At 72.0% G+C, this 22,821-nt stretch carries 21 protein-coding genes; 16 read left to right on the top strand and 5 right to left on the bottom strand.

The genetic code is table 11. From position 1 onward, the window contains the following. Positions 1-80: 80 nt before the first annotated feature. Positions 81-731 (bottom strand): class I SAM-dependent methyltransferase, encoded by a 651-nt coding sequence (locus tag LWP59_RS12710; RefSeq protein ID WP_144633254.1) that lies wholly within the window; start codon positions 729-731, stop codon positions 81-83. 256 nt (positions 732-987) lie between these two features. Between LWP59_RS12710 and sigJ the strand changes: the two genes are divergently transcribed. The 4 genes from sigJ to LWP59_RS12730 all read left to right on the top strand — a co-directional run bounded on the left by sigJ (position 988) and on the right by LWP59_RS12730 (position 6,098). Beyond that, complete coding sequence (sigJ, locus tag LWP59_RS12715; RefSeq protein WP_144633257.1) at positions 988-1,899, top strand: RNA polymerase sigma factor SigJ; 912 nt, start codon at positions 988-990, stop codon at positions 1,897-1,899. A gap of 119 nt (positions 1,900-2,018) precedes the next feature. Continuing rightward, positions 2,019-3,719 (top strand): WXG100 family type VII secretion target, encoded by a 1,701-nt coding sequence (locus LWP59_RS12720; RefSeq protein ID WP_144633260.1) that lies wholly within the window; start codon positions 2,019-2,021, stop codon positions 3,717-3,719. Between the two features lie 17 nt (positions 3,720-3,736). Further along, positions 3,737-4,357: an EndoU domain-containing protein gene (locus tag LWP59_RS12725; protein WP_144633263.1), complete on the top strand. Its 621-nt coding sequence runs from the start codon at positions 3,737-3,739 to the stop codon at positions 4,355-4,357. Positions 4,358-4,475: 118 nt separating this feature from the next. Next, positions 4,476-6,098: an AMP-binding protein gene (locus LWP59_RS12730; RefSeq protein WP_144633268.1), complete on the top strand. Its 1,623-nt coding sequence runs from the start codon at positions 4,476-4,478 to the stop codon at positions 6,096-6,098. Between the two features lie 58 nt (positions 6,099-6,156). Here LWP59_RS12730 and LWP59_RS12735 read toward each other — a convergent pair whose 3' ends face one another. Then, complete coding sequence (locus tag LWP59_RS12735) at positions 6,157-6,708, bottom strand: TetR/AcrR family transcriptional regulator (protein WP_144633272.1); 552 nt, start codon at positions 6,706-6,708, stop codon at positions 6,157-6,159. 46 nt (positions 6,709-6,754) lie between these two features. Between LWP59_RS12735 and LWP59_RS12740 the strand changes: the two genes are divergently transcribed. From LWP59_RS12740 to LWP59_RS12755, 4 genes are all read left to right on the top strand, one after another. Continuing rightward, entirely contained in the window at positions 6,755-7,876 is a 1,122-nt protein-coding gene (locus LWP59_RS12740) for a LuxR C-terminal-related transcriptional regulator (RefSeq protein ID WP_144633275.1), read from the top strand. A 73-nt stretch (positions 7,877-7,949) separates the two neighbouring features. Beyond that, the gene (locus LWP59_RS12745; protein ID WP_144633278.1) at positions 7,950-8,930 is read left to right on the top strand and encodes a zinc-binding dehydrogenase; all 981 of its coding nucleotides are present in this window, start codon (positions 7,950-7,952) and stop codon (positions 8,928-8,930) included. Next, positions 8,923-9,708 (top strand): enoyl-CoA hydratase/isomerase family protein, encoded by a 786-nt coding sequence (locus LWP59_RS12750; RefSeq protein WP_144633281.1) that lies wholly within the window; start codon positions 8,923-8,925, stop codon positions 9,706-9,708. Before LWP59_RS12745 ends, LWP59_RS12750 begins: the two co-directional genes overlap by 8 nt. Before the next feature lie 98 nt (positions 9,709-9,806). After that, complete coding sequence (locus LWP59_RS12755) at positions 9,807-11,465, top strand: AMP-binding protein (RefSeq protein ID WP_144633284.1); 1,659 nt, start codon at positions 9,807-9,809, stop codon at positions 11,463-11,465. 121 nt (positions 11,466-11,586) lie between these two features. Here the strand turns inward: LWP59_RS12755 and LWP59_RS12760 are convergent, their stop codons facing one another. Continuing rightward, complete coding sequence (locus LWP59_RS12760; RefSeq protein ID WP_222425408.1) at positions 11,587-11,997, bottom strand: MaoC family dehydratase; 411 nt, start codon at positions 11,995-11,997, stop codon at positions 11,587-11,589. Then, positions 11,994-12,410, bottom strand: a complete 417-nt coding sequence (locus tag LWP59_RS12765) for an FAS1-like dehydratase domain-containing protein (protein WP_222425409.1) — start codon at positions 12,408-12,410, stop codon at positions 11,994-11,996. Before LWP59_RS12765 ends, LWP59_RS12760 begins: the two co-directional genes overlap by 4 nt. A 63-nt stretch (positions 12,411-12,473) precedes the next feature. On the opposite strand from LWP59_RS12765, the gene LWP59_RS12770 reads away from it, so the two are divergent. Both LWP59_RS12770 and LWP59_RS12775 read left to right on the top strand, forming a co-directional pair. Beyond that, a complete protein-coding gene (locus LWP59_RS12770) occupies positions 12,474-13,649 on the top strand; it encodes an acyl-CoA dehydrogenase family protein (protein ID WP_144633290.1) in 1,176 nt (391 codons plus the stop codon). A gap of 4 nt (positions 13,650-13,653) precedes the next feature. Beyond that, the gene (locus tag LWP59_RS12775) at positions 13,654-15,576 is read left to right on the top strand and encodes an AMP-binding protein (RefSeq protein ID WP_229857996.1); all 1,923 of its coding nucleotides are present in this window, start codon (positions 13,654-13,656) and stop codon (positions 15,574-15,576) included. A gap of 10 nt (positions 15,577-15,586) precedes the next feature. Here LWP59_RS12775 and LWP59_RS12780 read toward each other — a convergent pair whose 3' ends face one another. Further along, positions 15,587-16,366 (bottom strand): FadR/GntR family transcriptional regulator, encoded by a 780-nt coding sequence (locus LWP59_RS12780; RefSeq protein ID WP_222425410.1) that lies wholly within the window; start codon positions 16,364-16,366, stop codon positions 15,587-15,589. A gap of 107 nt (positions 16,367-16,473) precedes the next feature. Here LWP59_RS12780 and LWP59_RS12785 point away from each other — a divergent pair, with 107 nt between their 5' ends. From LWP59_RS12785 to LWP59_RS12810, 6 genes are read left to right on the top strand one after another with little or no spacing between them, the layout of a single operon-like run. Further along, on the top strand, positions 16,474-17,526 hold the full coding sequence (locus LWP59_RS12785; protein WP_144633297.1) for an acyl-CoA dehydrogenase family protein: 1,053 nt from the start codon (positions 16,474-16,476) through the stop codon (positions 17,524-17,526). Positions 17,527-17,584: 58 nt separating this feature from the next. Further along, complete coding sequence (locus tag LWP59_RS12790; protein ID WP_144633300.1) at positions 17,585-18,751, top strand: acyl-CoA dehydrogenase family protein; 1,167 nt, start codon at positions 17,585-17,587, stop codon at positions 18,749-18,751. Continuing rightward, complete coding sequence (locus tag LWP59_RS12795; protein ID WP_144633303.1) at positions 18,751-19,491, top strand: SDR family NAD(P)-dependent oxidoreductase; 741 nt, start codon at positions 18,751-18,753, stop codon at positions 19,489-19,491. The genes LWP59_RS12790 and LWP59_RS12795 overlap by 1 nt, the downstream gene beginning before the upstream one ends. Beyond that, positions 19,491-20,681, top strand: coding sequence for a thiolase family protein (locus LWP59_RS12800; protein ID WP_144633306.1), 1,191 nt, complete (start codon positions 19,491-19,493; stop codon positions 20,679-20,681). Before LWP59_RS12795 ends, LWP59_RS12800 begins: the two co-directional genes overlap by 1 nt. Continuing rightward, positions 20,678-21,901, top strand: coding sequence for an acetyl-CoA hydrolase/transferase family protein (locus tag LWP59_RS12805; RefSeq protein ID WP_144633309.1), 1,224 nt, complete (start codon positions 20,678-20,680; stop codon positions 21,899-21,901). The genes LWP59_RS12800 and LWP59_RS12805 overlap by 4 nt, the downstream gene beginning before the upstream one ends. Continuing rightward, positions 21,898-22,815: a hydroxymethylglutaryl-CoA lyase gene (locus tag LWP59_RS12810; RefSeq protein ID WP_144633312.1), complete on the top strand. Its 918-nt coding sequence runs from the start codon at positions 21,898-21,900 to the stop codon at positions 22,813-22,815. Before LWP59_RS12805 ends, LWP59_RS12810 begins: the two co-directional genes overlap by 4 nt. The last annotated feature ends 6 nt before the right edge of the window (positions 22,816-22,821 follow it).

Genomic DNA, 22,821 nt, shown 5'->3' on the forward strand with positions numbered 1-22,821 from the left:
TGCCCGCGCGGCCTGTGGTGGACCCCGGTGAGGAGTGCTTCGCGTTCGCCGATGGACATCGCGCTCCCTTCAGATCCCGCTCACCCCATCCAGTCGTCCGCCGGGCCCGCGGAGTTCCCGGCAGCCGGGCGGTGGCCGCGGACGGCTCGCAGGACCGTGTCGTTGGTGTGCTGCGTGCCCTCGGGCGGGGGAGCTGTCCGGGGGCGGGTTTCGTTGACCAGCACGGTCCAGTCGTGATCCAGGAGCTCGGCGACGTCGCCGGGGTGGTAGTAGTCGCCGGGGTCGAAGCCGTGGTCGTCGTGTGGGGACAGGTCGGCGGGGTCGTGGCCGGCGACGAGCAGGGTGCCCCCGGGTGCGACGGCGGACAGCAGTCCGCGCAGCGCGACGTGGTCCGGCCGGCGCCGAAGCGGGAAGTACTGGACGGAGACGAGGTCGAACGCGCCGGCCGGAGGTGGTGCGACGCTCAGGTCGGCACACGTCCAGGCCACCCGGCCGGCGCAGTCCGTGGCCGCGGCGGCGGCGCGCTGCAGGGCGGTCCGGGAGATGTCGACCGCGGTGACCTGCCAGCCGCGCCGGGCCAGCCAGAGCGCGTCGGCGCCTTCACCGCAGCCCACGTCGAGCGCCTGGCCCGGCGCCAGTTCGCCGGCCTCGGCGACGAGCACGCCGTTGGGGTTGCCACTGAACACCTGCTCGCGGCTGCCGTACATCCCGTCCCAGAACTGTGCGTCCATGTGCCCATCTTGCTGTCCCTGCCACCGGTCGACAAAGTTCTTTGCGAGAACCGCAAAAGCCGGCGGCGGTCATCGTCACGGTGCACCGCGTGCGCTCGCCGGTCCAGCGAAGCACGTCGCCCTCGATCTCCAGCCTGGAGCGGTGAACATTGCCGAAGCTGTCGTAGCACGTGGAGCCGTACGCCTCGCCCCGGCTCACAATCCGGGGTGCTGTCTCGTCGTACTCGTGAGGGCAGTCGCGAGGGAGGGGAACACCATGAGCACGCCATCCGACCCGGGCCTGAGCGCGATCATGAGCGAGCGGCGGCAGCTGACCAACCTCGCGTACCGGCTCCTCGGTTCGCTGGCCGACGCCGAGGATGTCGTGCAGGACACGTACGCCCGCTGGTACGCCATGTCGCCGGCACGACGGGAAGCCGTCGAAGTCCCCGGTGCGTGGCTGACGAAGGTGGCCAGCCGCGTCTGCCTGGACCTGCTCCGCTCGGCGCGGGTCCGCCGGGAACGCTATGTGGGCGAATGGATTCCCGAGCCGCTGCCGGACAGTGCGGAGTGGAGCCACGGGCGGGCGGGCGGCGCCGCCGACCCGGCCGACCGGGTCACTCTCGACGAGTCGGTCAACATGGCGTTCCTCGTCGTGCTCGAAGCGATGACCCCGGCCGAGCGCGTCGCGTTCGTCCTGCACGACGTCTTCCGCTACTCCTTCGCGGAAGTGGCCGAGATCGTCGGCCGCACCCCGGCGGCCTGCCGTCAGCTCGCCTCCTCGGCCCGCCGCCGCATCCGCGCGTCGCAGGCTCCGGTGACTCCCACCGCCCGCCGGGCCGACATCGTCCGGGAGTTCAAGCGGGCCTGGGAAGCCAAGGATGTCAACGCCCTCATCGGCCTCCTGGACCCCGGCGCGACCGCGACCGGTGACGGCGGCGGCCTGGTGAGCGCCGCGCTCCACCCCATCGACGGCGGCGAGGCGATCGCGCGCTACCTGGTCGAGCTCGCCGGCAAGGTGACCGGCCTGGCCGTCCAGGAGCGCACCGTCAACGGCCAGCCCGGCCTGGTGGCTCAGCAGGACGGGGTCATCGTGATGGTGATGGCGTTCGACCTCGCGGGCGACCGGATCAAGCACATCTGGGCGGTCCGCAACCCCGAGAAACTCCGGTTCTGGCCGAGGGGCTGACTCGGTCGTCGCGGAAGGGCAGCCCGCGCCGCCGCCCCGGAGCGTTACCTCGCAGGACCGCGGCCGGCCAGGGTGGGAGAGCCGTTATCATCGGCTGGTCGACTAGGAGGGGACAGGTCTTGACCAATCCGTTGGTGGCAGCGCCCGTCAGCACGACGACCGCGACCAGTGGAGTTCCGCTGCTCGAGGACGCCCAGAGCGTCCGGGCCGGCATCGAAAGCGGTGACTGGGCCTCGGCGGTGATGGGCGCGGCCGGAACCGCGATGGACGCGCTCTCGATGGTGGCGGACCCGTTCGGGTCGATCCTCGCGGCGGGTGTCGGCTGGCTGATGGAGCACGTCGGGCCGCTGAAGGAGGCGCTGGACAAGCTGGCCGGGGACCCGGACCAGATCACCGCGCACTCGCAGACCTGGCAGAACATCGCGCAGGAGCTCGGGACCATCGGCCAGGACCTGACGAGCCAGGTCGACGCCGACGTCCAGAGCTGGGCGGGCCCCGCGGCCGACTCCTACCGCAGGCAGGCCGCCGACCTGACCGCGTTGCTCGGCGCGGCGAGCGAGGCGAGCGCGGGCACCGCCAGCGGCGCGCAGACCGCGGGCCAGGTGGTCGCCGCGGTGCGCCAGCTGGTGCGGGACACGATCGCCAAGGTCGTGGCGCACATGATCTCCTGGGCCCTGCAGGTGATCGCGACGCTGGGCATCGGGCTGACCTGGGTCGTGCCGCAGGTGGTGAGCCTGGTCGCGAAGACGGCCACCCAGATCGCCGGTCTCGTCAAGCGCCTCACCACCGCCATCAAGACGCTCTCGGAGCTGCTGGGCAAGGCGGGCAAGGTGTTCGGCGGCGCGTCGGACGCCCTGAAGAAGATCAAGTCCGCGAAGCCCGCGACCCCGGGCAAGCCGACGTCGCTGCCGCAGGCGAACAACTTCGTCAATCTCGGCGGCAAGACCAGCCCGAGCAGCGCGGGCGGCGGCGGTTCCCGGTCCATCGACGACAACACCCCCTCGCCGGGGAAGCCGTACCAGCCGCCGTACGGCCCGACGAACGTCTCGCAGTCCGCGAACGACCACGTGATCTTCGGCAACCTCAAGCCGCCGAGGCCGAACCGGCCGGGCCGGCCGCCGAACCCGTGGGGGTTCAGCGGCGGCCACGTGCTGCACAACGACCTGCCGCCGGGCACGGTCCCGCACAACACCGCCCCGGCCGGGGCGAGGCCCAGCTGGCACGGCGCCGGGGTGACCGGCGGCAACCCGCCCGTCGTGCACGGGCCGGTGGGCCCGACCGGCGTCGGCCCGGCGCCCGGCCCGGGGCCGTTCGGCTCGTTCCCGCATCCCAACGGGGTCTACGACCTGCCCCGCCCGACGATGACCGACCCGCACGGCGGCAACGCCGGGAAGCCGATGAGCACGATGTTCCCGCAGGGGCTGAATCCGGGAGCCGTGCAGAACATCGGGGACCAGGCGTGGAACGGGGGCCGCCCCAACGGCCCCGTCGCGCCGGTGGCCGGGGCACGGCCGGACGCACATGGGAACCCGCAGAGCTACACCTGGCACGGGCAGGGGCAGATCCCGTACACGCCGATCTACAACCCCGGTGGTGCGGACCACGGCAGCGGAGCCGGCAACCATCCGAACGCGGGCAGCACGGTCAACGTCGCGGGCTACGCCAACCCGTACTACCCGCCGGGCGCCCCGACAGCCAACCCGCCGCTGCAGCCGGCCACCTTCTATCCGGACGGCAACGACATGAGCCCGCCCCGGCCCACGCCGTACACCCCGGTGTGGAACCCGGGCGGCGCGGACCACGGCGGCGCGCCGTCCTGAGCCACGAGATGAGTTCCATGTTCGATATCGGCGAATCGGTGTCGCTCGCGTTCGACGAGCAGCGCAGGCTGCGGGTGATGGTGCCGCAGGAGTACCTCCCGCTCGCGGCCTGGCTCTACACCGACGCCCAGCCCAACATCTCCGTGCTCGACCAGCTGGGCGCCGCGCTGCAGCAGTGCCGCGGCGAGGAGCGGACGCTGGTCGGCAACGGCTGCCTGGTCGACTTCGTCAACGACGTCGTCGTCCTGGAGAGCCGGTACGGGGTGTGGCCGCGCAAGGTGCTGCCCCAGTCGGTGTTCTGGCCCGTGCTCAACGGGTTGCGCTCGTTCCTGGTCGGCACGGCCGGGCAGCCGGCGCTGGCCCGGCCCGCGGACTACCCGCTGGCGGTCGCGCGCGTCTTCGAGCAGCAGGCGGACGACGGGCGGAAGCCGTTCCTGGTCAACTACACCTATTTCCCGCCCGAGTGGTCGGACGAGGAGGTGCGCGAGGCCGGGACCGGCGCGTGGCAGTCGCCCACCGTGGTCCGCGACGAGGCGACCGGGGTCTGGTCCGGGATGTGGCGGGGCCTCGAACTGGCCGGATACTTCCAGCCCCGCACCGGCGAGGTGCTGACCTACTTCCCGGTCGTCTCCCCCTGACCGGGGAGTCTTCCCGCGCCGTCGCCTTCCGTCCCGGGTTCGCCGAACTCGTGCTTGCAACTTTGGTCCAACAATTCTAAAGTCGGACCCAATCATCCACTTCAGTGGAGGCGAGCACATGTCAACGGTGACCGTGCGGGAGCGCTACGACGAGGCGGACTCCCGGGCCTACTACCAGGCCGGGTACTGGCAGGCCGACGGGCTCGCGGAGCTCGCCGAGGCAAGGGCCGCGTCCCACGGCGACAAGGTCTTCGTCTCGGACGGGACGTCCGCGCGGACCTACGCCGCCTTCCGGGAGCAGGGGACGCGGCTGGCGGCGGGGCTGCGCCGGCTGGGCGTGCGGCGCGGCGACCGGGTCGCGGTGCAGCTGCCGAACTGGACCGAGTTCGCCGTCATCGCCTTCGCGGTCAGCAGGCTCGGCGCCGTGCTCGTGCCGATCATGCCGATCTACCGCGCGGCCGAGGTCGGCTACGTCCTGCAGCACGCCGGTGCGAAGGTCGCGATCACCTGCGAGGACTTCAGGGGCTTCGGGCACCTCGGCATGTTCGACGGCCTGCGCGCGGACCTGCCGGACCTGGAGGCGCTGGTGGTCGTCCGCGGCGACGGCGCCGTCACCCTGGACGAGCTGATGGACGCACCGGGAACCGGCCTCGAAGCGCCGCCTTCGCCGGACGACGAGTTCCTCATCGTCTACACCTCCGGCACCACGGCCCGCCCCAAGGGCTGCCTGCACACGTTCAACACCGTTTGCGCGAGCGCTGCCGCGATCGCCCGCAGCGTCCACTACACCGAGCACGACGTCCAGTTCGGACCATCGCCCATCACGCACAGCACCGGGCTCGTCACCAGCGTCATCCTGCCGCTGCTCACCGGCGCGTCCTCCCACCTCATGGAGGCCTGGGAACCCGGGGAAGGCCTGCAGCGCATCGCGGAGCACGGCTGCACAGCCGCGGTGACCGCCACACCGTTCCTGCAGATGCTCACCGCCGCCTACGACCCCGACCGGCACGACGCGAGCAGCCTGCGGCTGTGGGTGTGCGCGGGCTCGCCGGTCCCGGGCTCGATCGTGCGCCGCGCGAGCGAGCAGTTCGCCGGCTGCCGGGTGCTGAGCCTGTACGGCCGCTCGGAGAACTTCCTGACCACCATGTGCACGGTCGACGACCCGCCGGGGCGCTCCGCGACCTCGGACGGCGCCGCGATCGCGGGCGCCTCCGTGAAGATCGTCGACGAGGCCGGCGAAGAGGTCCCGCGTGGCACCGAGGGCGACATCGCCTACCGCGGCCCGAGCCACATGCTGCAGTACTACGGCGACCCCGAGCAGACCGCGGCGCTGTTCACCCCGGACGGCCACTCGCGCTCCGGCGACCTCGGCGTGATGGACGCCGACGGCTACGTCCGCGTCACCGGGCGGCTCAAGGACATCGTCATCAGGGGCGGGTTGAACATCAGCGCCCGGGAGCTGGAGGACCTGCTCGTCGAGCATCCGATGGTCGAGCAGGTCGCCGTCGTCGGGATGCCGGACGACCGGCTGGGCGAGCGGGTCTGCGCCTACGTCGTGCCGGCGCCGGGCACGCGGCCGCGGCTGGCGGACCTGACCGGATACCTGCGCGGACGGGACGTCGCGACGCCGAAGCTGCCCGAGCGGCTGGAACTGCTCGACCGGCTGCCGCTCACCGCGACCGGCAAGGTGCGCAAGCACGTCCTGCGGGACGACGTCACGGCCAAGCTCGCGGAGCAGTGAGCCGCGAGATCCTGCGTGCGGCGCCGCTGACCGCCGTGAAGGGGTGCGGCCGAGGGCGTCAGCGGCGCAGCGTCGCCAGGCCCTCGCTCGCGAAGCCGGCCACCAGGTCGGCCAGCGCGGGGGTCTGGGCGAGCTTCGCCGGCCAGTAGGCGATCGAGAAGATCACGCCGAGGCACGCCTGCGTCCCGGCGGCGATCTCGTCCTGGCGGGTGTCCGGGAAGCAACGGGTCACCGCCGCCTCCCAGCGGGCGATGTACTGCCGGCGCCGCCGGTCGAACTGGCGCTTCCACGGGTCCACCAGGGACCGGTCCTCGCGCTGGTAGATGTTCACCAGGTGCCGGTGCCCGACCGCGAACCCGACGTGGTGGCGGATCAGCCGCTCGAGGTCCTTCGCCGCGTCCTCGTGCACCGGCGCCGTCGCGCTCAGCAGCTCGTCCAGCGCCTCGTTGAACAAGGCGGCCAGGATCTCGTCCTTACCGGAGAAGTGCCGGTACAGCGCGGGCCCGCTCAGCCCCGCGCGCTTGCCCAGCTCGTCGACACCGACCCCGTGGAACCCCTTCTCATAGAACACCGCGGCGGCCGTGTCCAGGATCTTGCGGTCCCTGTCCACCGGGCAAACCTAGCACATCGGCGTGAACGATCGTTATTGTGGACGGATGCACAGGGAAGCCGGGCTGGCCGTGCGCGGCCGGGCGCTGCTGCGCGAGGCGGTCGCGCTGACGGGCCCGCTCGCGGATGTCGTCGCGCCCGCGGCCGACGACCCGGCCGGGTTCGACGGGCCGCTCGCGGTCCTCGTCGGCGTGCTCCGCGACCACCTGCCGGAGGCCGACCGGCCCACCGAGACAGCCCTCCTGCTGGCCGAGACCTACGCGCTGCGGGCGGAAATCCGGGAGTGGCTCGGCGGCGAACGGCTGCGCAGGCGGGACGCGCTGGAAGCGGGGCTCGCCCGGCTGCGCAAGGTCTCCGACCCGGACGAGCTGCTCGCCCGTGCCTGCGAGGCCGTGGTCGAGTCGTGCGGGTTCGACCGGGTCATGCTCTCCCGCGTCGAGGGGTCGCTGTGGCGGCCGTGGAAGAGCTTCGCCGTGAGCAACCGGGACCCTGAACGAGCGTTCCGCGAATGGATCCGGACGCTACCCGAGATCCGGCTCGACACCCTCGTCCTGGAGACGGAGATGGTCCGCAGGCGCGAGCCCGCGCTGGTCGCCGACCCACGCCACGACCCCCGCGTCCACCAGCCGCTGCTGCAGGCGTCCCGGGCGAACTCCTACGTCGCCGCCCCGCTCATGCCCACCGGCCGGGTCATCGGGTTCCTGCACGCGGACCACGAGTCGCGTCCGGCCACGACCCTGGACCGGGACATCCTCGGCGCCTTCGCCGACGCGTTCGGCCGGATCTTCGAGCGGGCGGTGCTGCTGCGCCGCCTCCGGGAGCAACGTGAGCAGGTCCGCGAGGCGATGCGGACGGTCGAGACCGTGCTGGCGGACCTGGCGGACGCCGAGATCGACCTCGCCGACCAGGCCCAGGCGGCACTGCGTCCCGCGCGGACCCCGGCGCGCTCCTCGGCGACGCTCGAATCGCTGCTCACCAGCCGTGAGCTCGAAGTGCTCGCCCTGATGGCCACCGGCGCGACGAACAACCGGATCGCCGACGAGCTGGTCATCGCCGAGGGCACGGTGAAGTCCCACGTCAAGCGGATCCTGCGCAAGCTGTGCGTGGACAACCGTGCCGAGGCCATCTCGCAGTACCTCCGGCTGACGATCGGCGACTCCACCTTCTGATCCCCGCGCTGCCCCTTGAATCGGGAGCGGACTCGAATTATGGTCCAATAGTTGAACCAACGGAGGTGGGCGAGTGCGGGCAGTGGTGCTGCGGGAGTTCGGGGCGGCCGACGTGCTGCGGCCGGGGGAGGTGCCCGATCCGGTCGCCGAGCCGGGCTGGGTCACCGTGCGGCTCAAGGCCGCCGCGCTGAACTGGCACGACGTGCTGGTCCGCCGCGGACAGTACGGCTCGCCGCTGCCCCACGTGCCCGGCGCGGACGGTGCGGGCATCCGCGCCGACACCGGTGAGGAGGTCGTGATCGTGCCCTCCCTGTGGTGGGGTGCCGACGAGTCGGCCCCGGCGCGGAACTGGGAGATCCTCGGCGACCACCGGCCCGGCACCTACGCGGAGCTGGTGCGGGTGCCCGCCGAGTGCCTCGCGCCGCGCCCGGCGGGCTACAGCTGGGCGCAGGCGGCGGCGCTGCCGCTGGTCGGGCTGACCACCTACCGCGCGCTGTTCACCCGTGCGCGGCTGCGGGCGGGGGAGTCGCTGCTGGTGCTCGGCGCGGGTGGCGGCATCGCGACGACGGCGGTGACCTTCGCCTGCGGGATCGGCGCCTCCGCCGTGGTGACCTCGTCCTCGCGAGCGAAGATCGAGCAGGCACAGGCGCTCGGCGCGAAAGACGGCGTGCTCTACACCGAAACCGGCTGGGAGCAGGCCGCGAAGAAGCTGTCGCCCGGTGGACGGGGTTTCGACGTCGTGCTCGATTCGGCCGGCACGTGGGCGGAGGCGCTGACGGCGTTGCGACCCGGCGGGCGGCTGGTCGTGCTCGGCGCGAACGCGGCCGAGCACGCGCCGATCGACGTCCGGCGATTCTACTTCGGACAGTACAGCTTGCTCGGCACGACGATGGGCGGCCCGCAGGACTTCGCCGGCCTGCTGCGCCTGCTCGGCGAGCACCCGATCGCGCCGCCGGTGCTCGACCGGACGTTCCCGCTGGCCGAGGCGGCGGCCGCACATCGCCACCTGGAACAGGGCGGCGGCTTCGGAAAGGTGGTCCTGCTGCATGACTGAGAAGTTCGTCCGCTACGAGGTCGACGAGCACGGCGCCGCGTTCGTCACGCTCGACGATCCCGCGACCCGCAACGCCCTGGGCGACGAGTTGCTCGACGAGCTGCTGGCCGCGCTGGAGCAGGCGCGGCTGGACGACGAGGTCCGGGTGGTCGTGCTCGGCTCGTCCCACGAGCGCGTGTTCTCCTCCGGCGGCAATCTCAGGGCGTTCGCCGACGACCGGCCGCCCATCGTCAAATACGCCGGGCTGGACCGGTTTCCGCGGCTGTTCAAGCTGATCGGCGCACTCGGGAAACCGGTGCTCTGCGCGGCGGGCGGCGACGTGCTCGCCGGTGCGTTCGGGCTCGCGCTCGCGTGCGATCTGGTGCTGGCCAAGGAATCGGCGCACTTCGGCTGCCCGGAGATCAACGTCGGCGCGTTCCCGTTCATGATCTCGGCGCTGATCTACCGCAACGTCGACCGGATGAAGGCCAACGAGCTGATGATGCTGGGGGACAGGATCACCGCTGCGCAGGCGCGGGAGCTCGGCATCGTCAACCAGGTCGTGCCCGACGACGAGTTCGACGCGACCGTGCGGGCCTGGGCGCACCGGGTGGCGGCCAAGTCACCGCTGCTGATGAGACTGGGCAAGGACGCCATCAACGCCACCCGCGACCTCGGCCTGCCGGAGGCGCTGGACCACCTGCAGGCGCAGCTCGCATTGGCGTTCACCACCGAGGATCTCGGCGAGGGAGTGCGGGCGTTCCGGGAGAAGCGCGAGCCGCGGTGGCAGCGGCGCTGACGGCGATCGGGCGTTGACTTTTTTGGTCCAACAATATTAGCGTTGAACCAACAAGCAGGTTCGGGCTCTGCCCTTCTCCAGATCAAGGAAGATCGCTCATGACGTTCGCGCGGCTCACGGATCGCTACTCGGCCGAGGAGATCGAGCAGTTCTACGCCACCGGTCGCTGGTGCGCGGAGAGCCTGTTCGAGCTGCTGGAGCAGCAGGTGGAACTCCGCCCGGACAAGGTGTTCCTGACCGACGACACCCGCTCGCTGACGTTCCGCGAGCTGCGCGACGGCGCGCTGCGCCTGGCGGCCGGCCTGCGCCGCGCCGGGGTTTCGCGCGGCGACCGCGTGTGCGTGCAGATCCCGAACTGGGTCGAGTTCGGCCAGATCGTGGTGGCGCTGTCGCGGCTCGGCGCGATCATGGTCCCGATCATGCCGATCTACCGCCTGGACGAGGTCGGCTACATCGTCCGCAACGCCGGCGCCCGGATGGCGATCACCTGCCACACCTTCAAGAAGTTCGACTACGTCGCGATGTACCAGCAGATCCGCCAGGACGTCCCGGATCTGGAGACCGTCGTCGTGGTGCGCGGCGAGGTCGAGGGCGCGACTCCGTTCACGGAGCTGGTGGCCGACGTCGACCCGGAGGTGGCCGCCGCGGAGATCGGGCCCGGGGCCGGCCCGGACGACCACTTCGTGATCGTCTACAGCTCGGGCACCACCTCGCGGCCGAAGGGCTGCCTGCACACGTTCAACACCATGGCCTGCGGTTCCCGGTTGCTGGCCAAGGGTTTTGGCTACACCGACGCGGACGTCCAGTTCGGACCGTCGCCGGTCACGCACACCACCGGGCTGGTGACGAGCATCCTGCTGCCGCTGATGCACGGCGCCGCCTCGCACCTGATGGCGGCCTGGGAGCCGAAGGCCGGGCTGGAGCACATCCGCCGGTTCGGCTGCACCATCGCGGTGACGGCGACGACGTTCCTGCAGATGCTGACGGACGTCTACGACCCGGCTGTGCACGACGCGAGCAGCCTGCGGCTGTGGGTCGCGGCCGGGGCGCCGATTCCCGCCGCGTTCGTCGAGCAGACGCGGAAGCTGCTGCCCGGCTGCCGGGTGCTGAGCCTGTACGGGCGCACCGAGAACGTCACCACGACCATGTGCACCCTCGACGACGACCCCGCGCGCTCGCTCACCTCGGACGGACGGGTGCTGCCCGGCAGCTCGGTGAAGATCGTCGACCCCGCGGGGAAGGAGGTGCCCCGCGGGCAGGAGGGCGACATCGCCTACCGCGGCCCGATGCACATGCTGGAGTACATCGGCAATCCCGCCGAGACCGCGGCGCTGTTCACGCCGGAGGGCTACTCGCGCTCGGGCGACCTCGGGGTGATGGACGCCGACGGGTACGTGCGGGTCACCGGGCGGCTCAAGGACATCGTGATCCGCGGCGGCATGAACATCAGCGTGCGCCAGGTGGAGGACCTGCTGACCGGGCATCCCGCGGTCGCCGCGGCGGCCGTGGTCGGCATGCCCGACCGCAGGCTCGGCGAGCGGATCTGCCTGTACCTGGTGCCGAAGCCGGGGCACGGGAACGTGACACTGGAGCAGGTCAAGGAGTTCCTGCTCAGCCGGGGGCTGGCGATCCAGAAGATGCCGGAGCGCCTGGAGGTCGTGTCGGAGCTGCCGATGACGGCCACCGGCAAGATCCAGAAGCACCGGCTGCGCGCGGACATCACGGCCAAGCTCGAGGCGGCCGAGACCAGGGTGTGAGGTGGACTTCGACGTCACCACCCTGCACGGGCGCCGCGCCGCGGTGTGGCCGCAGAAGCTCGTCGACGAGGCGGCCGCCCGGCCCGGTTAGGTGGACGCGATCAGCGCGGCCTCGTCCGGCTCAAGCACCGCCTCCGGCAACGGCGATCCGGGCCGTCGCCCGCAGGACCTCGTCCTCGCCGCGGGTCGCCCGCAGGGTCAGGTCCGCGGCGCCGTCGCGCACCTCGGCGACCTCACCGGAGAACCGCAGGACGTCGCCGGGGAAGACCGGAGCCACGAAACGCACCTCGTACTCGCGCAGATGCTCCACGCCGCACCAGTCGGTCAGCCAGGCGGCGAGCATCCCGGCGTGCATCTGGCCCATCGCGAGTACCCCGGGGAACCCGGCCGCCCTGGCGAACTCCGGATCGTGGTGCAACGGGTTGAAGTCCCCGCCGGCGCCGGCGAAGCGCACGATGTCGGTCTGGGTGACCGGGCCGATCTCCCGCCCGGGAAGCGACTGGCCGGGTCCGGCGGCGACGGGGTTTCTCACCGTTCTCCTCGTTCGATCAGGACCTCGCGCACCCGCACGGCGCATTCGCCGGACGCGTCGAGGTAGTCGGTCTCCAGGGTCACGAAGCGCAGGCCGCGCTTGCGCACGTCGTCGGCCACCCGCCGGACGCCGCGCAGCGAGTCGCCGCCGCACAGCGGACGCAGGTACGTCCACCTCACCGAGCCCACGACCACCCGCTCGAACGCCAGCCCCAGCCTGTCGACGAACCCGCGCTGGTCGCGGTGGTGCCCGGCGACGACGACGTGGGTCGCGGTGGCCGGCACGTCCGGGAACCCGGCCGCACGAGCGGCTTCGGCGTCGGTGTGCACGGGATCTTCGGCGCGGGTCGCCGCCGCGAACTCGCGGATCTTCCCGCGTTCGACGTCGAAGGCGACTTCGTCCAGGATGTCCACCGGCCCTCCCCTTTTGGTCCGACCTATATTATCATTGGCCCGTAACTAGGTGAAGGGTTGGCAATGGATCTCGCGGACTCACCCGAGGAGGCCCTGTTCCGGGCGGAGATCAGGGACTGGCTCGCCGGCGCACTGCCGAAGCTGCCCTGGCCCGAGCCGCCCGGTCTGGAGGGGAAGCTGCCGTTCTGGCGGCAGTGGCAGCAGATGCTGTTCGAGGCCGGGTACGCCGGGCTGTCCTGGCCGAAGGAGTACGGCGGCCGCGGCGTGGACGAGAAGCTGCGTGCCGTGTTCACCGAGGAGACCGACCGCGCCGGCGCGCCGGAGCGGCTCAACATCATCGGTGAGGACTTCGCGGGCCCCACGATCGCGGACTTCGGCACCGAGGCGCAGAAGGAGCGTTTCCTGCGCCCGATCCTGACCGGCGACGAGATCTGGTGCCAGCTGTTCTCCGAGCCCGACGCCGGGTCCGACCTCGCCTCGCTGCGCACCAGGGCGACCAAGGTGGACGGTGGCTGGCGGATCGACGGGCAGAAGATCTGGACCAGCCGGGCGCAGCTGGCCGCGCACGCGATCCTGCTCGCCCGCACCGGCGGCGGCCCGCGGCACAAGGGCATCACGTACTTCCTGCTGCCGATGGACAGCCCGGGCGTCACCGTCCGGCCGCTGGCGCACATGCTCGGCGAGGCCGAGTTCAACGAGGTCTTCCTCGACGGGGTCTTCGTCCCCGACGAGCTGGTGGTCGGCGAGGTCGACGGCGGCTGGCGGGTCGCCATGGGCACGCTCGGCTACGAGCGCGTCGCGATCGCGACCGGCCGGGTCAACACCCAGCGCGCGGTCGCGGACATCATCGCCGACATCGCCGGGCGCACCGGCGAGGACGGGGGTCCGCTCGGCGCGGACCCGGCGGTCCGGCAGCGGGTGGCCGACCTCTACGGCCGCGCGCTGACCCACCGGCTGATCGGCCAGCGGGTCGTCACCCTCGCCGCCGAGGGCGGCCCGCCCGGACCGGTCACCTCGATCGGCAAGCTGTACTTCTGCCCCCTGGTCGAGGAGCTGGCCGACTTCCGGCTGTCGCTGGAGCCGCTCGGCGGCCAGTTCGGGCTCGACGACGAGCTCGCCGAGGCCTCCCGCTGGCTGCGGCTGACCTACCAGGCGCGCGGCACCGCCATCGCCGGCGGCTCCACCTTCATCCAGCGCAACATCGTGGCCGAGCGGATGCTCGGCATGCCGAGGAGCTGACATCGTGGTCTACACCTGGGTACCCACCGAGGACTACATCGAGAACGCCAACGTCACGCGGCTCGCCCGCGCGCACGGCCTCGACTCGCTGGCCGGGCTGCGGGCCCGGTCGGTCGCGGACATCGAGTGGTACTGGGACGCCGTGGTACGCGACCTGGGCCTGCCGTTCCGCACGCCGTACACCCGCGTCGCCGACCTCTCGCGCGGGATCGAGTGGCCCGACTGGTTCCCCGGCGGCGAGCTCAACATCGTCGACGCCTGCCTGACCCGGTGGGCCGGGACGGCGCCCGAGCGTCCCGCGGTGGTGCACGAGGCCGAGGACGGCACCGTCCGCACGCTCACCTTCGGCGAGCTGGCCGCCGAGGCCGAGCGGGTGGCGGCCGGGCTGCGCGCGCTGGGCATCGGCCGTGGTGACGCGGTCGGGCTGTTCCTGCCGATGATCCCGGAGGCCGTCGTCGCGTGTTACGCCGTGGCCCGGCTCGGCGCGGTGCTCGTGCCGCTGTTCTCCGGCTTCGCGCCGACGGCGATCGCCTCCCGGCTGCGGGACGCCGACGCGAAGGCCGTGATCGTCGCCGACGGCACCGTGCGGCGCCGTCGCGAGGTGGCGATGAAGCCCCTGCTCGACGAGGCGCTGGCAGCCTGTCCCTCGGTGCGGCACGTGGTGCTGGTCGGCAACCTCGACCCCGAACCGAAGACCTCGTCGCCGAAGGACGTGCCGTGGTCCGGGCTGCCCGGCGGCGACCCCGGTCCGGCCGAGGCGATGCGCGCCACGGACACCCTGCTGCTCGCCTACACCTCGGGCACCACCGGCAAGCCCAAGGGCGCGGTGCACACCCACGCCGGGTTCCTGGTGAAGACCGCCGCCGAGGTCGCCTACTCCTTCGACCTCGGCCCCGGCGGCGTCTTCTGCTGGGTCACCGACATGGGCTGGATCATGGGCCCGCTGTCGATCTTCGGCACGCACGCCAACGGCGGGAGCCTGTTGCTGTACGAGGGTTCCCCGGACGTGCCGGGCCTGGACCGGCTGTGGCGGCTCGCGGAACGCCACCGGGTCCGCATGCTCGGCGTGTCGCCGACGCTCATCCGCACCCTGCGCACGAGCGAGGGCACCGACCTGAGCGGGTTCGACCTGTCGTCGGTGCACGTGCTCGGCTCGACCGGCGAGCCGTGGGACCCGGACTCCTACGAATGGCTGGCCCGCGACGTGTTCGGCGGCCGGGTGCCGATCATCAACTTCTCCGGCGGCACCGAGGTCGGCGGCTCGTTCCTCGCGCCCTACCCGGTGGAGCCGATCCGCAGCTGCTCGCTCGGCGGTCCGTCGCTGGGGATGGACGTGGACGTGGTCGACGACGACGGGCAGCCGGTCCGGGGCGAGGTGGGCGAGCTGGTCTGCCGCCAGCCCTGGCCGGCGATGACCCGCGGCGTGTGGAAGGACGACGAGCGCTACCTCGAGGCCTACTGGTCGACCTTCCCCGGCATGTGGCGGCACGGCGACTACGCGCTCGTCGACCCCGACGGCCAGTGGTTCATCCGCGGCCGCTCCGACGACGTCATGAACATCGCGGGCAAGCGGCTCGCCCCGGCCGAGGTGGAGGCGGTGCTGGCCACGCACCCCGCGGTCGCGGAGGCGGCGGCGGTCGGCGTGCCGGACCCGAAGAAGGGCGAAGCCGTGTGGGCGTTCTGGGTGCCCCGGCCCGGCGCGGGGGAGGACGTGTCGGCGAAGCTGCGCGAGATGGTGGCCGAGGAGCTGGGCAAGCCGTTCGCGCCCGCCGTCGTGCACCGGGTCGGGCAGCTGCCCAAGACCCGCTCGGCGAAGATCCTGCGCCGAGCGGTGCGGGCCGCGGTGCTCGGCGCCGACCCCGGCGACCTGTCCGGCGCCGAGAACCCCGAGGCCGTCGCGGAGATCAGGGCCGTTGTCCACCCCTGACCCGCCCCGCTCAGCCGTTGCCGGGAACCGGGATCTCGGTGCGTTCCTCGACCTCGAGCACGGCCTCGGCGTAGGAGTGCACGTGCCGGGTCATCCGGCGGACCGCGCCGTCGGGGTCCTGGCCCTTGATCGCCGCGGTGATGGAGCGGTGCGCCCGCACGGTGGTGCGGCGGACCTCGTCGTCGACGAACGCCTCGTTCTCGGTGGCCGCGTAGATCGCGGTCGACAGCGCGGTCATCAGCCCGGTGAGCAGCTCGTTGTGGCTCGCGGTGGCGACGGCGACGTGCCAGTCGACGTTGGCCTGCAGGAAGTCGGCGAGGCTGCCCTCCCCGTCGGCGATGGCCTCGTTGGCGGCGTCGAGGCGAGCCAGGTCGGCGTCGGTGCGGTTGCGGGCGGCCAGCTTCGCGCAGTAGGGCTCGATCGCCTCGCGGGTCTCCAGCAGCGCGGCGAGCCGGACCTGCTGCCCGCGGATGAGCAGGTTGACCGAGCTGGCCACCGAGTCCTTCCCCGGGCGCTGCACGAACGCGCCGCCGCCGCGGCCGGCCTTGATCCGCACCAGGCCCTGGACCTCGAGGATGCGCAGGGCCTCCCGCACGGTGGTCCGGCTCATCTGCGTCTGCGCGACCAGCTCGCGCTCGGTCGGCAGCGCGGTGCCCTCCTCGAAGTCGCCCTCGAGGATGCGCTCCCGCAGGTCGTCGGCGAGCACGTCGGAGGCCTTGGGCACCTCCATCGGGGTCAGGTGCATCGTGGAACGGCTGGTCTTGGTGGCAGGGGGGCGGGTGCCCGCCATGTCAGTCTCCCCACATTTTGGGCTAACGGTCTGACCGAATATACCATTCTTTCCTTGCCGCGAGGTAGTGCACCAGCCCGCGCGGCGTGATCGGTGAAAGGCAAAAGATGCGCTGGACGTTGACCGAAGACCAGGAGCTGTTCCGGGACTCCTTCCGGGGGTGGCTCGACCGGTTCGCCGCCGAGGCGGTGCGCGGCCGGTTCGCCGCCGGTGCCGCCGCCGCGTTCGAGCGGCGGTTCGTCGAGGAGGGCTGGTTCTCGGTCGGCTCCCCGGAACCGCTCGGCGGGCAGGGCGGCGGCCTGCTCGAGCTCGCACTGGCGGCCGAGCAGCTCGGCCGCTCGGCCGCGCCGTCCTCGGCGTGGCTGGCGTCCGTGCTTGCCGTTCCCGTGTTGCCGCCCGAGGTCGCGCGGGCCTGCCTGAGCGGGGGCGAGTTCGCCGTGCTCGCGGTGAACGCGGACAAGCCGGTCGGTTCCCCCGGCTCGGTGGTCGCCGACGGCGCCGTGCTGACCGGGACGGTGTCGCTGGTCCTCGCCGCCGACCGGGCGGCGAAGTTCGTGGTGCCCGCGAGCGGCCGGCTGTACCTCGTCGACGCCGCGGACGCGCGGCTGACCCGGCGCGCTCTGCTCGACCGCAGTCGCTCGGTGGCCGACGTCGTGTTCGAGGGGGTACGGGGCACGGCGCTGCCGGTGGACGCGGTGGCCGAACTGGACCGGCTCGCCTTGCGGGCGGCCGTCCTCGTCGCGGCGGACAGCCTCGGCGCGAGCGAGCGGATGCTCGAACTGGCCGTGGAGTACAGCAAGCAGCGCCACCAGTTCGGCGTGCCCATCGGCTCGTTCCAGGCGGTCAAGCACGCCGCCGCCACGATGCTGGTCGCGGTCGAGTCCGCACGGTCGCTCGTCTACTACGCGGCCGCGTCCGTCGAGCAGGAGCACGAGGACTTCCCGCTGCACGCGGCGGCGGCGAAGGCCCAGGTGTGCGGGTCGGCCGCCGGGACCGCGGACAGCGCGCTGACCCTGCACGGCGCGATCGGCTACACGTGGGAGCACGACCTGCAGCTGTTCTACAAGCGCGCCAAGCTCGACAGCCGCCTGTTCGGGTCGGCGGCGGAGTGGAACGAGCGTCTCGCGGCGGCACTGCCGCTGGTGCCCGCGGTTCTATAGTTTTGGTCCGTCCTTTGTTATAGTTGGGCCAAATCCAATGTCGGGTGGGAGAGCAGCGGTGGACTTTGCACTGACCGAGGACCAGGCGACCATTCGCCAGGCGGTGGCCGAGCTGGCCCGTAAGTTCGACGACCAGTACTGGCTCGAGAAGGACGCGGCGCACGAGTTCCCCACCGAGTTCTACAACGCCTTCGCCCAGGGTGGTTGGCTCGGCATCACCACGCCGGAGGAGTACGGCGGGCACGGCTTCGGCATCACCGAGGCGGCGCTGCTGCTGGAGGAGGTGTCGGCCTCCGGTGGCGGGATGAACGCCGCCAGCTCGATGCACCTGTCGATCTTCGGCATGCACCCGGTGATCGTGCACGGCTCCGAGGAGCTCAAGCAGCGCACGCTGCCGCGCATCGTCAGCGGGGACCTGCACGTCTGCTTCGGCGTCACCGAGCCCGGGGCGGGCCTGGACACCACGCGCATCACGACCTTCGCGCGCCGGGAGGGCGACGAGTACGTCGTGAACGGGCGCAAGGTGTGGATCTCCAAGGCCGTGGAGTCGGAGAAGATCCTGCTGCTGACCCGGACCACCAAGTTCGAGGACGCCAAGAAGAAGACCGACGGCCTCACGCTGTTCCTCACCGACCTCGACCGGTCGAAAGTGGACATCCGGCCGATCCGCAAGATGGGCCGCAACGCCGTCACCTCGAACGAGCTGTTCATCGACGACCTGCGGATCCCGGTCGAGGACCGGGTCGGCGAGGAGGGGCAGGGTTTCAAGTACATCCTCGACGGCCTCAACCCCGAGCGGATGCTGGTCGCCGCCGAGGCGCTCGGCCTCGGCAGGGCGGCGCTGCGGGCGGCGGTCCGCTACGGCAACGAGCGAGAGGTGTTCGGCCGTCCCATCGGGATGAACCAGGGCCTGCAGTTCCCGCTCGCGGACTCCCTCGCCCGCCTCGACGCCGCGGAACTGGCCCTGCGCAAGGCGACCTGGCTCTACGACAACGGCAAGCCGTGCGGCCGCGAGGCCAACACGGCGAAGTACCTGTGCGCCGACGCCGGCTTCCAGGCCGCGGACCGCGCACTGCAGACCCACGGCGGCATGGGGTATTCGGAGGAGTACCACGTCTCGCGCTACTTCCGCGAGGCCCGCCTGCTCAAGATCGCACCGCTGAGCCAGGAGATGGTCCTGAACTACCTCGGCTCACACGTGCTCGGACTGCCGAGGAGCTACTGATGTTCCGTCTGGACAACCGATCCGCGCTCGTGACCGGCGCCGGCGGCGGCATCGGCGCCGCCGTCGCCCGCGCGTTCGCCGACGCCGGGGCGCGCGTGCTCGTCACCGACATCGACGAGCAGGCCGCGAAGGCGACCGCGGAGAGCATCGGCGACGCGGCCGAGTACCGGGCGCTCGACGTCCGCGACGCGGCCACCGCGGCGGAGGCGGCCGCGCAGGCGGCGGCGCTCGGGGACGGGAAGCTGCACATCCTGGTCAACAACGCCGGGGCGATCGCGCCCGCGATGTTCCCGAAGCTGACCGAGGAGGCGTTCCGGCGCATCGTCGACATCCACCTGGTCGGCAGCTTCGTGTGCAGCAAGGCGGTGCTGCCCTACCTGCCGGATGACGGCAGCGGGCGGATCATCAACGTCACCTCCGCCGCCGGGCTGGAGGGCACGATCGGCCAGGCGAACTACGGCGCCGCGAAGGCCGGGATCATCGGCCTGACCAAGTCGCTGGCCAAGGAGCTGGCCCGGCGGCAGGTCACGGTCAACGCGCTCGCGCCGCTCGCGGCCACGGCGATGACGGAGAACATCCGCGGCAACGAGAAGCTGGCCGCGAAGACGCTCGCGCGCATCCCGCTCGGCCGCTGGGCGGCTCCGGACGAGATCGCGGGCAGCTTCGTGTTCCTGGCCTCGCCCGCGGCGGGCTACATCACCGGCCAGGTGCTGCCGGTCGACGGCGGGACGGTGATGTGATGAGCAAGCACACGAAGAGCCCCATGCTCGCGGCCGGGCGCGAGGTCCTGCTCGCCGAGGCCGTGCGCACGCCGATCGGCAAGTCCCACCCCGAGCGCGGCTGGTACCGCGACACGCATCCGAACGCGATGCTGGCCGCCTGCTACACCGAGCTCGTCTCGCGGGCCGGCATCGAGCCCGGCGCGGTCGAGGACCTGGTGATCGGCTGCACCGCGCCGTTCGGTGAGCAGTCCCGCAACATCGGCCGCAACGCGTGGCTGCAGGCCGGGTACCCGCCCGAGGTGCCCGCGGTGACGCTGGACCGGCGCTGCGGCTCGGCGCAGACGGCGATCGCGATGGGCGCCGGGCTGATCGGGTCCGGCACGCACGACCTCGTCATCGCGGGCGGTGTCGAGCACATGGGACACGTCCCGATCGACTCGCCGGTGAAGATCTCCGAGCTGTACGGCGATCCGTGGCCCGAAGAGCTGCGCGAGCTGTATTCCTTTGTGCACCAGGGCGAAAGTGCCGAGCTGATCGCCGACCGCTGGGACATCGGGCGCACCGAGATGGACGAGTTCGCGGTCCGCTCGCACCGGCTGGCGTCCGAAGCGCTGGAGGCGGGCCGGTTCGACGCCGAAACCGTGCCCTTCGGTGAGCTGCGCGGCGACCAGAGCATCCGGCCCGGTACCGACCTGGAGAAGCTGGCGAGCCTCAAACCCGCCTTCCGCAAGGAAAACGGGCGGATCACGGCGGGCAGCTCGTCGCCGATCTCGGACGGCGCGGCCGCCGTGGTGCTGGCCTCCCGTGCCGCGGCCGCCGAACACGGACTGCGCCCGCGGGCGCGCATCCTCGACCAGACCACGGTCGGCGTGGATCCGGTCATCATGCTCACCGGCCCGATCCCGGCGACCCGGAAACTGCTGCAGCGCAACGGGCTGACCATCGACGACATCGATCTGGTCGAGATCAACGAGGCGTTCAGCTCCGTGGTCCTGGCCTGGGAGCGCGAGCTGAAGCCGGACATGGAACGGGTCAACGTCAACGGCGGCGCGATCGCACTCGGGCATCCGGTCGGCGCGACCGGTGCCCGGCTGATGGCCACGATCCTGGCCGAGCTGGAGCGCCGTGACGCGGAGCTGGGCCTGGTCACGATGTGCTGCGGCGGCGGCCTCGGCACGGCGACCCTGATCCAGCGGCTCGACGGATGATCGACCTCAAGCGCCACATCCCGGAGGGCGCCGGAATCTGGTGGGGCCAGGCCAGTGCCGAGCCCACCCCGCTCGTGCACGCCCTGCTCGACCAGCTCGGCGAACTCGGCCGCCACCGCGCGTTCTGCGGGCTGACCTGGGACCAGCGGCTCACCCGGGAGCTGCCCGAGCAGCTGTCGCTGGTGTCCTACGGCGCGCTCGGCGAGCTGCGCCGCGTCAGCCGCGCCGGACGGCTCACCGTGCTGCCGTGCCACTACTCGGCGCTGCCCGCGATGTTCGCCGAGGGCGCGCTGCCGTCCGACGTCGGGTTCGTCCAGGTCTCCCCGCCGGACGCGGACGGGCTGTGCTCCCTCGGCGTCGGCGCCGACTACGCCGCCGACGCCGTCGAGCACACGCCGGTGCTGCTGGCCGAGATCAACCAGCGGATGCCCGCCACCACGGGCACGCCGCGCATCCCGGTCGGCCGCTTCGCCGCCGTGGTCGAGACCGACCGGCCGCTGGCCGAGGCACCGGCCAAGGAGCCGGACGACGCGGAACTGGCGATCGCCCGGCACGTCGCCGGGCTGATCTCGGACGGCGACACGCTGCAGATGGGCGTCGGGTCGCTGCCCTCCGCGGTGCTGGACTGCCTGGCCGGGCACTCCGACCTGGGCTTCCACTCCGGCATGATCTCCGACGGCGTGCTGCGGCTGGTGGAGAAGGGCGTGCTGACCGGCGCCCGCAAGGAGATCGACCGCGGCGTCATCGTCACCGGCGCCGCGCTGGGCACCGCCGAGCTGTACGACCGGCTGCCGGACCTGCCGGTGCACTTCCGGCCGGCGAGCTACACGCACGCGCCGGCCACCCTGTCCCGGCTGCGGTCGCTGGTGTCGGTCAACTCCGCCATCGAGGTCGACCTCACCGGCCAGGTCGGCGCCGAGGTCCGCCGCGGCGCCTACATCGGGGCCGTCGGCGGCCAGGCCGACTTCACCCGCGCCGCGTCGCTCACCGGCACCCGGTCGGTCATCACCGTGCGGGCCCGCTCGGGCACGCACTCCACCATCGTGACGGCGCTGCACGGCGGCGCCGTCACCACGTCCCGGTCCGATGTGGACTGTGTGGTGACCGAGTACGGCGTGGCGCACCTGCGTGGGTGCGACCTGGCCGAGCGGGCGCGACGGCTGGTCGCGATCGCCGCACCCGAGCACCGCGAAGCCCTGTCGAGAGGAGCCCACCCATGACCACCCGGCGACCGAGCAGCGTGCACATCCGCGAGGTCGGCCCGCGCGACGGTTTCCAGAACGAGCCCGAGCACATCCCCACCGAGCAGAAGGTGCGGCTGATCAACGCGCTGGCGAGCACCGGGCTCAAGCGGATCGAGGTCGCGAGCTTCGTGCGTCCCGACGTCATCCCGCAGCTGTCCGACGGGGTCGAGGTGCTCAACCGGATCGACGTGCCCGGCGACGTGCGGCTGATGGTGCTGATCCCGAACAGCAGGGGCCTGGACAACGCGCTGAAGGTGCGGGAGAAGTTCCACGAGGCCGCGATCTTCGTGTCCGCCTCGGAGACCCACAACAAGAAGAACGTCAACCGCACGGTCGGCGAGACCATGGCGGACAACGAGAAGATGGCCGCGCGCATCAAGGGCGAGGGCCTGGACTGCGCGGCGGTGATCGCGACCTCGTTCGGCTGCCCGTACGAGGGCAGGGTCGCCCTGGAGCGGGTGCTCGGCCTCGCCGAGCGGTTCGCCGAGGCGGGTGCGACGGAGATCGGTTTCGGCGACACCACAGGCATGGCGAACCCCGCGTACGTGACGGAGTTCTTCACCGCCGCGCTGGACCGGCTGCCCGGCGTCGAGGTCACCGCGCACTTCCACAACACCCGCGGGCAGGGCCTCGCCAACGCCTTCGCCGCCCTGGAGGTGGGCTGCGCGAGCTTCGAGTCCAGCTTCGGCGAGCTGGGCGGCTGCCCGGTCCCGCCCGGATCGACCGGCAACATCGCGACCGAGGACCTGGTCAGCATGTTCCACGAGATGGGCGTGGAAACCGGTCTGTCGCTGCCCGGGCTCATCGACGCGGCACGCGCCGCGCAGGACGTCCTGGGCCGCAAGCTCACCAGCCATTCGATAGTGGCCGGACCCGTCAACTGGAACTGAGAGGAA

It is taken from the genome of Amycolatopsis acidiphila, assembly GCF_021391495.1.
Lineage (GTDB): Bacteria > Actinomycetota > Actinomycetes > Mycobacteriales > Pseudonocardiaceae > Amycolatopsis_E > Amycolatopsis_E acidiphila.

Coding starts and splice junctions, on each gene's coding strand:
- LWP59_RS12730 (WP_144633268.1), top strand. CDS start 4,476: ATGTCAACGGTGACCGTGCGGGAGCGCTACGACGAGGCGGACTCCCGG.
- LWP59_RS12780 (WP_222425410.1), bottom strand. CDS start 16,366: ATGGCGGGCACCCGCCCCCCTGCCACCAAGACCAGCCGTTCCACGATG.
- LWP59_RS12740 (WP_144633275.1), top strand. CDS start 6,755: ATGCACAGGGAAGCCGGGCTGGCCGTGCGCGGCCGGGCGCTGCTGCGC.
- sigJ (WP_144633257.1), top strand. CDS start 988: ATGAGCACGCCATCCGACCCGGGCCTGAGCGCGATCATGAGCGAGCGG.
- LWP59_RS12800 (WP_144633306.1), top strand. CDS start 19,491: ATGAGCAAGCACACGAAGAGCCCCATGCTCGCGGCCGGGCGCGAGGTC.
- LWP59_RS12710 (WP_144633254.1), bottom strand. CDS start 731: ATGGACGCACAGTTCTGGGACGGGATGTACGGCAGCCGCGAGCAGGTG.
- LWP59_RS12810 (WP_144633312.1), top strand. CDS start 21,898: ATGACCACCCGGCGACCGAGCAGCGTGCACATCCGCGAGGTCGGCCCG.
- LWP59_RS12805 (WP_144633309.1), top strand. CDS start 20,678: ATGATCGACCTCAAGCGCCACATCCCGGAGGGCGCCGGAATCTGGTGG.
- LWP59_RS12750 (WP_144633281.1), top strand. CDS start 8,923: ATGACTGAGAAGTTCGTCCGCTACGAGGTCGACGAGCACGGCGCCGCG.
- LWP59_RS12785 (WP_144633297.1), top strand. CDS start 16,474: ATGCGCTGGACGTTGACCGAAGACCAGGAGCTGTTCCGGGACTCCTTC.
- LWP59_RS12725 (WP_144633263.1), top strand. CDS start 3,737: ATGTTCGATATCGGCGAATCGGTGTCGCTCGCGTTCGACGAGCAGCGC.
- LWP59_RS12770 (WP_144633290.1), top strand. CDS start 12,474: ATGGATCTCGCGGACTCACCCGAGGAGGCCCTGTTCCGGGCGGAGATC.
- LWP59_RS12755 (WP_144633284.1), top strand. CDS start 9,807: ATGACGTTCGCGCGGCTCACGGATCGCTACTCGGCCGAGGAGATCGAG.
- LWP59_RS12795 (WP_144633303.1), top strand. CDS start 18,751: ATGTTCCGTCTGGACAACCGATCCGCGCTCGTGACCGGCGCCGGCGGC.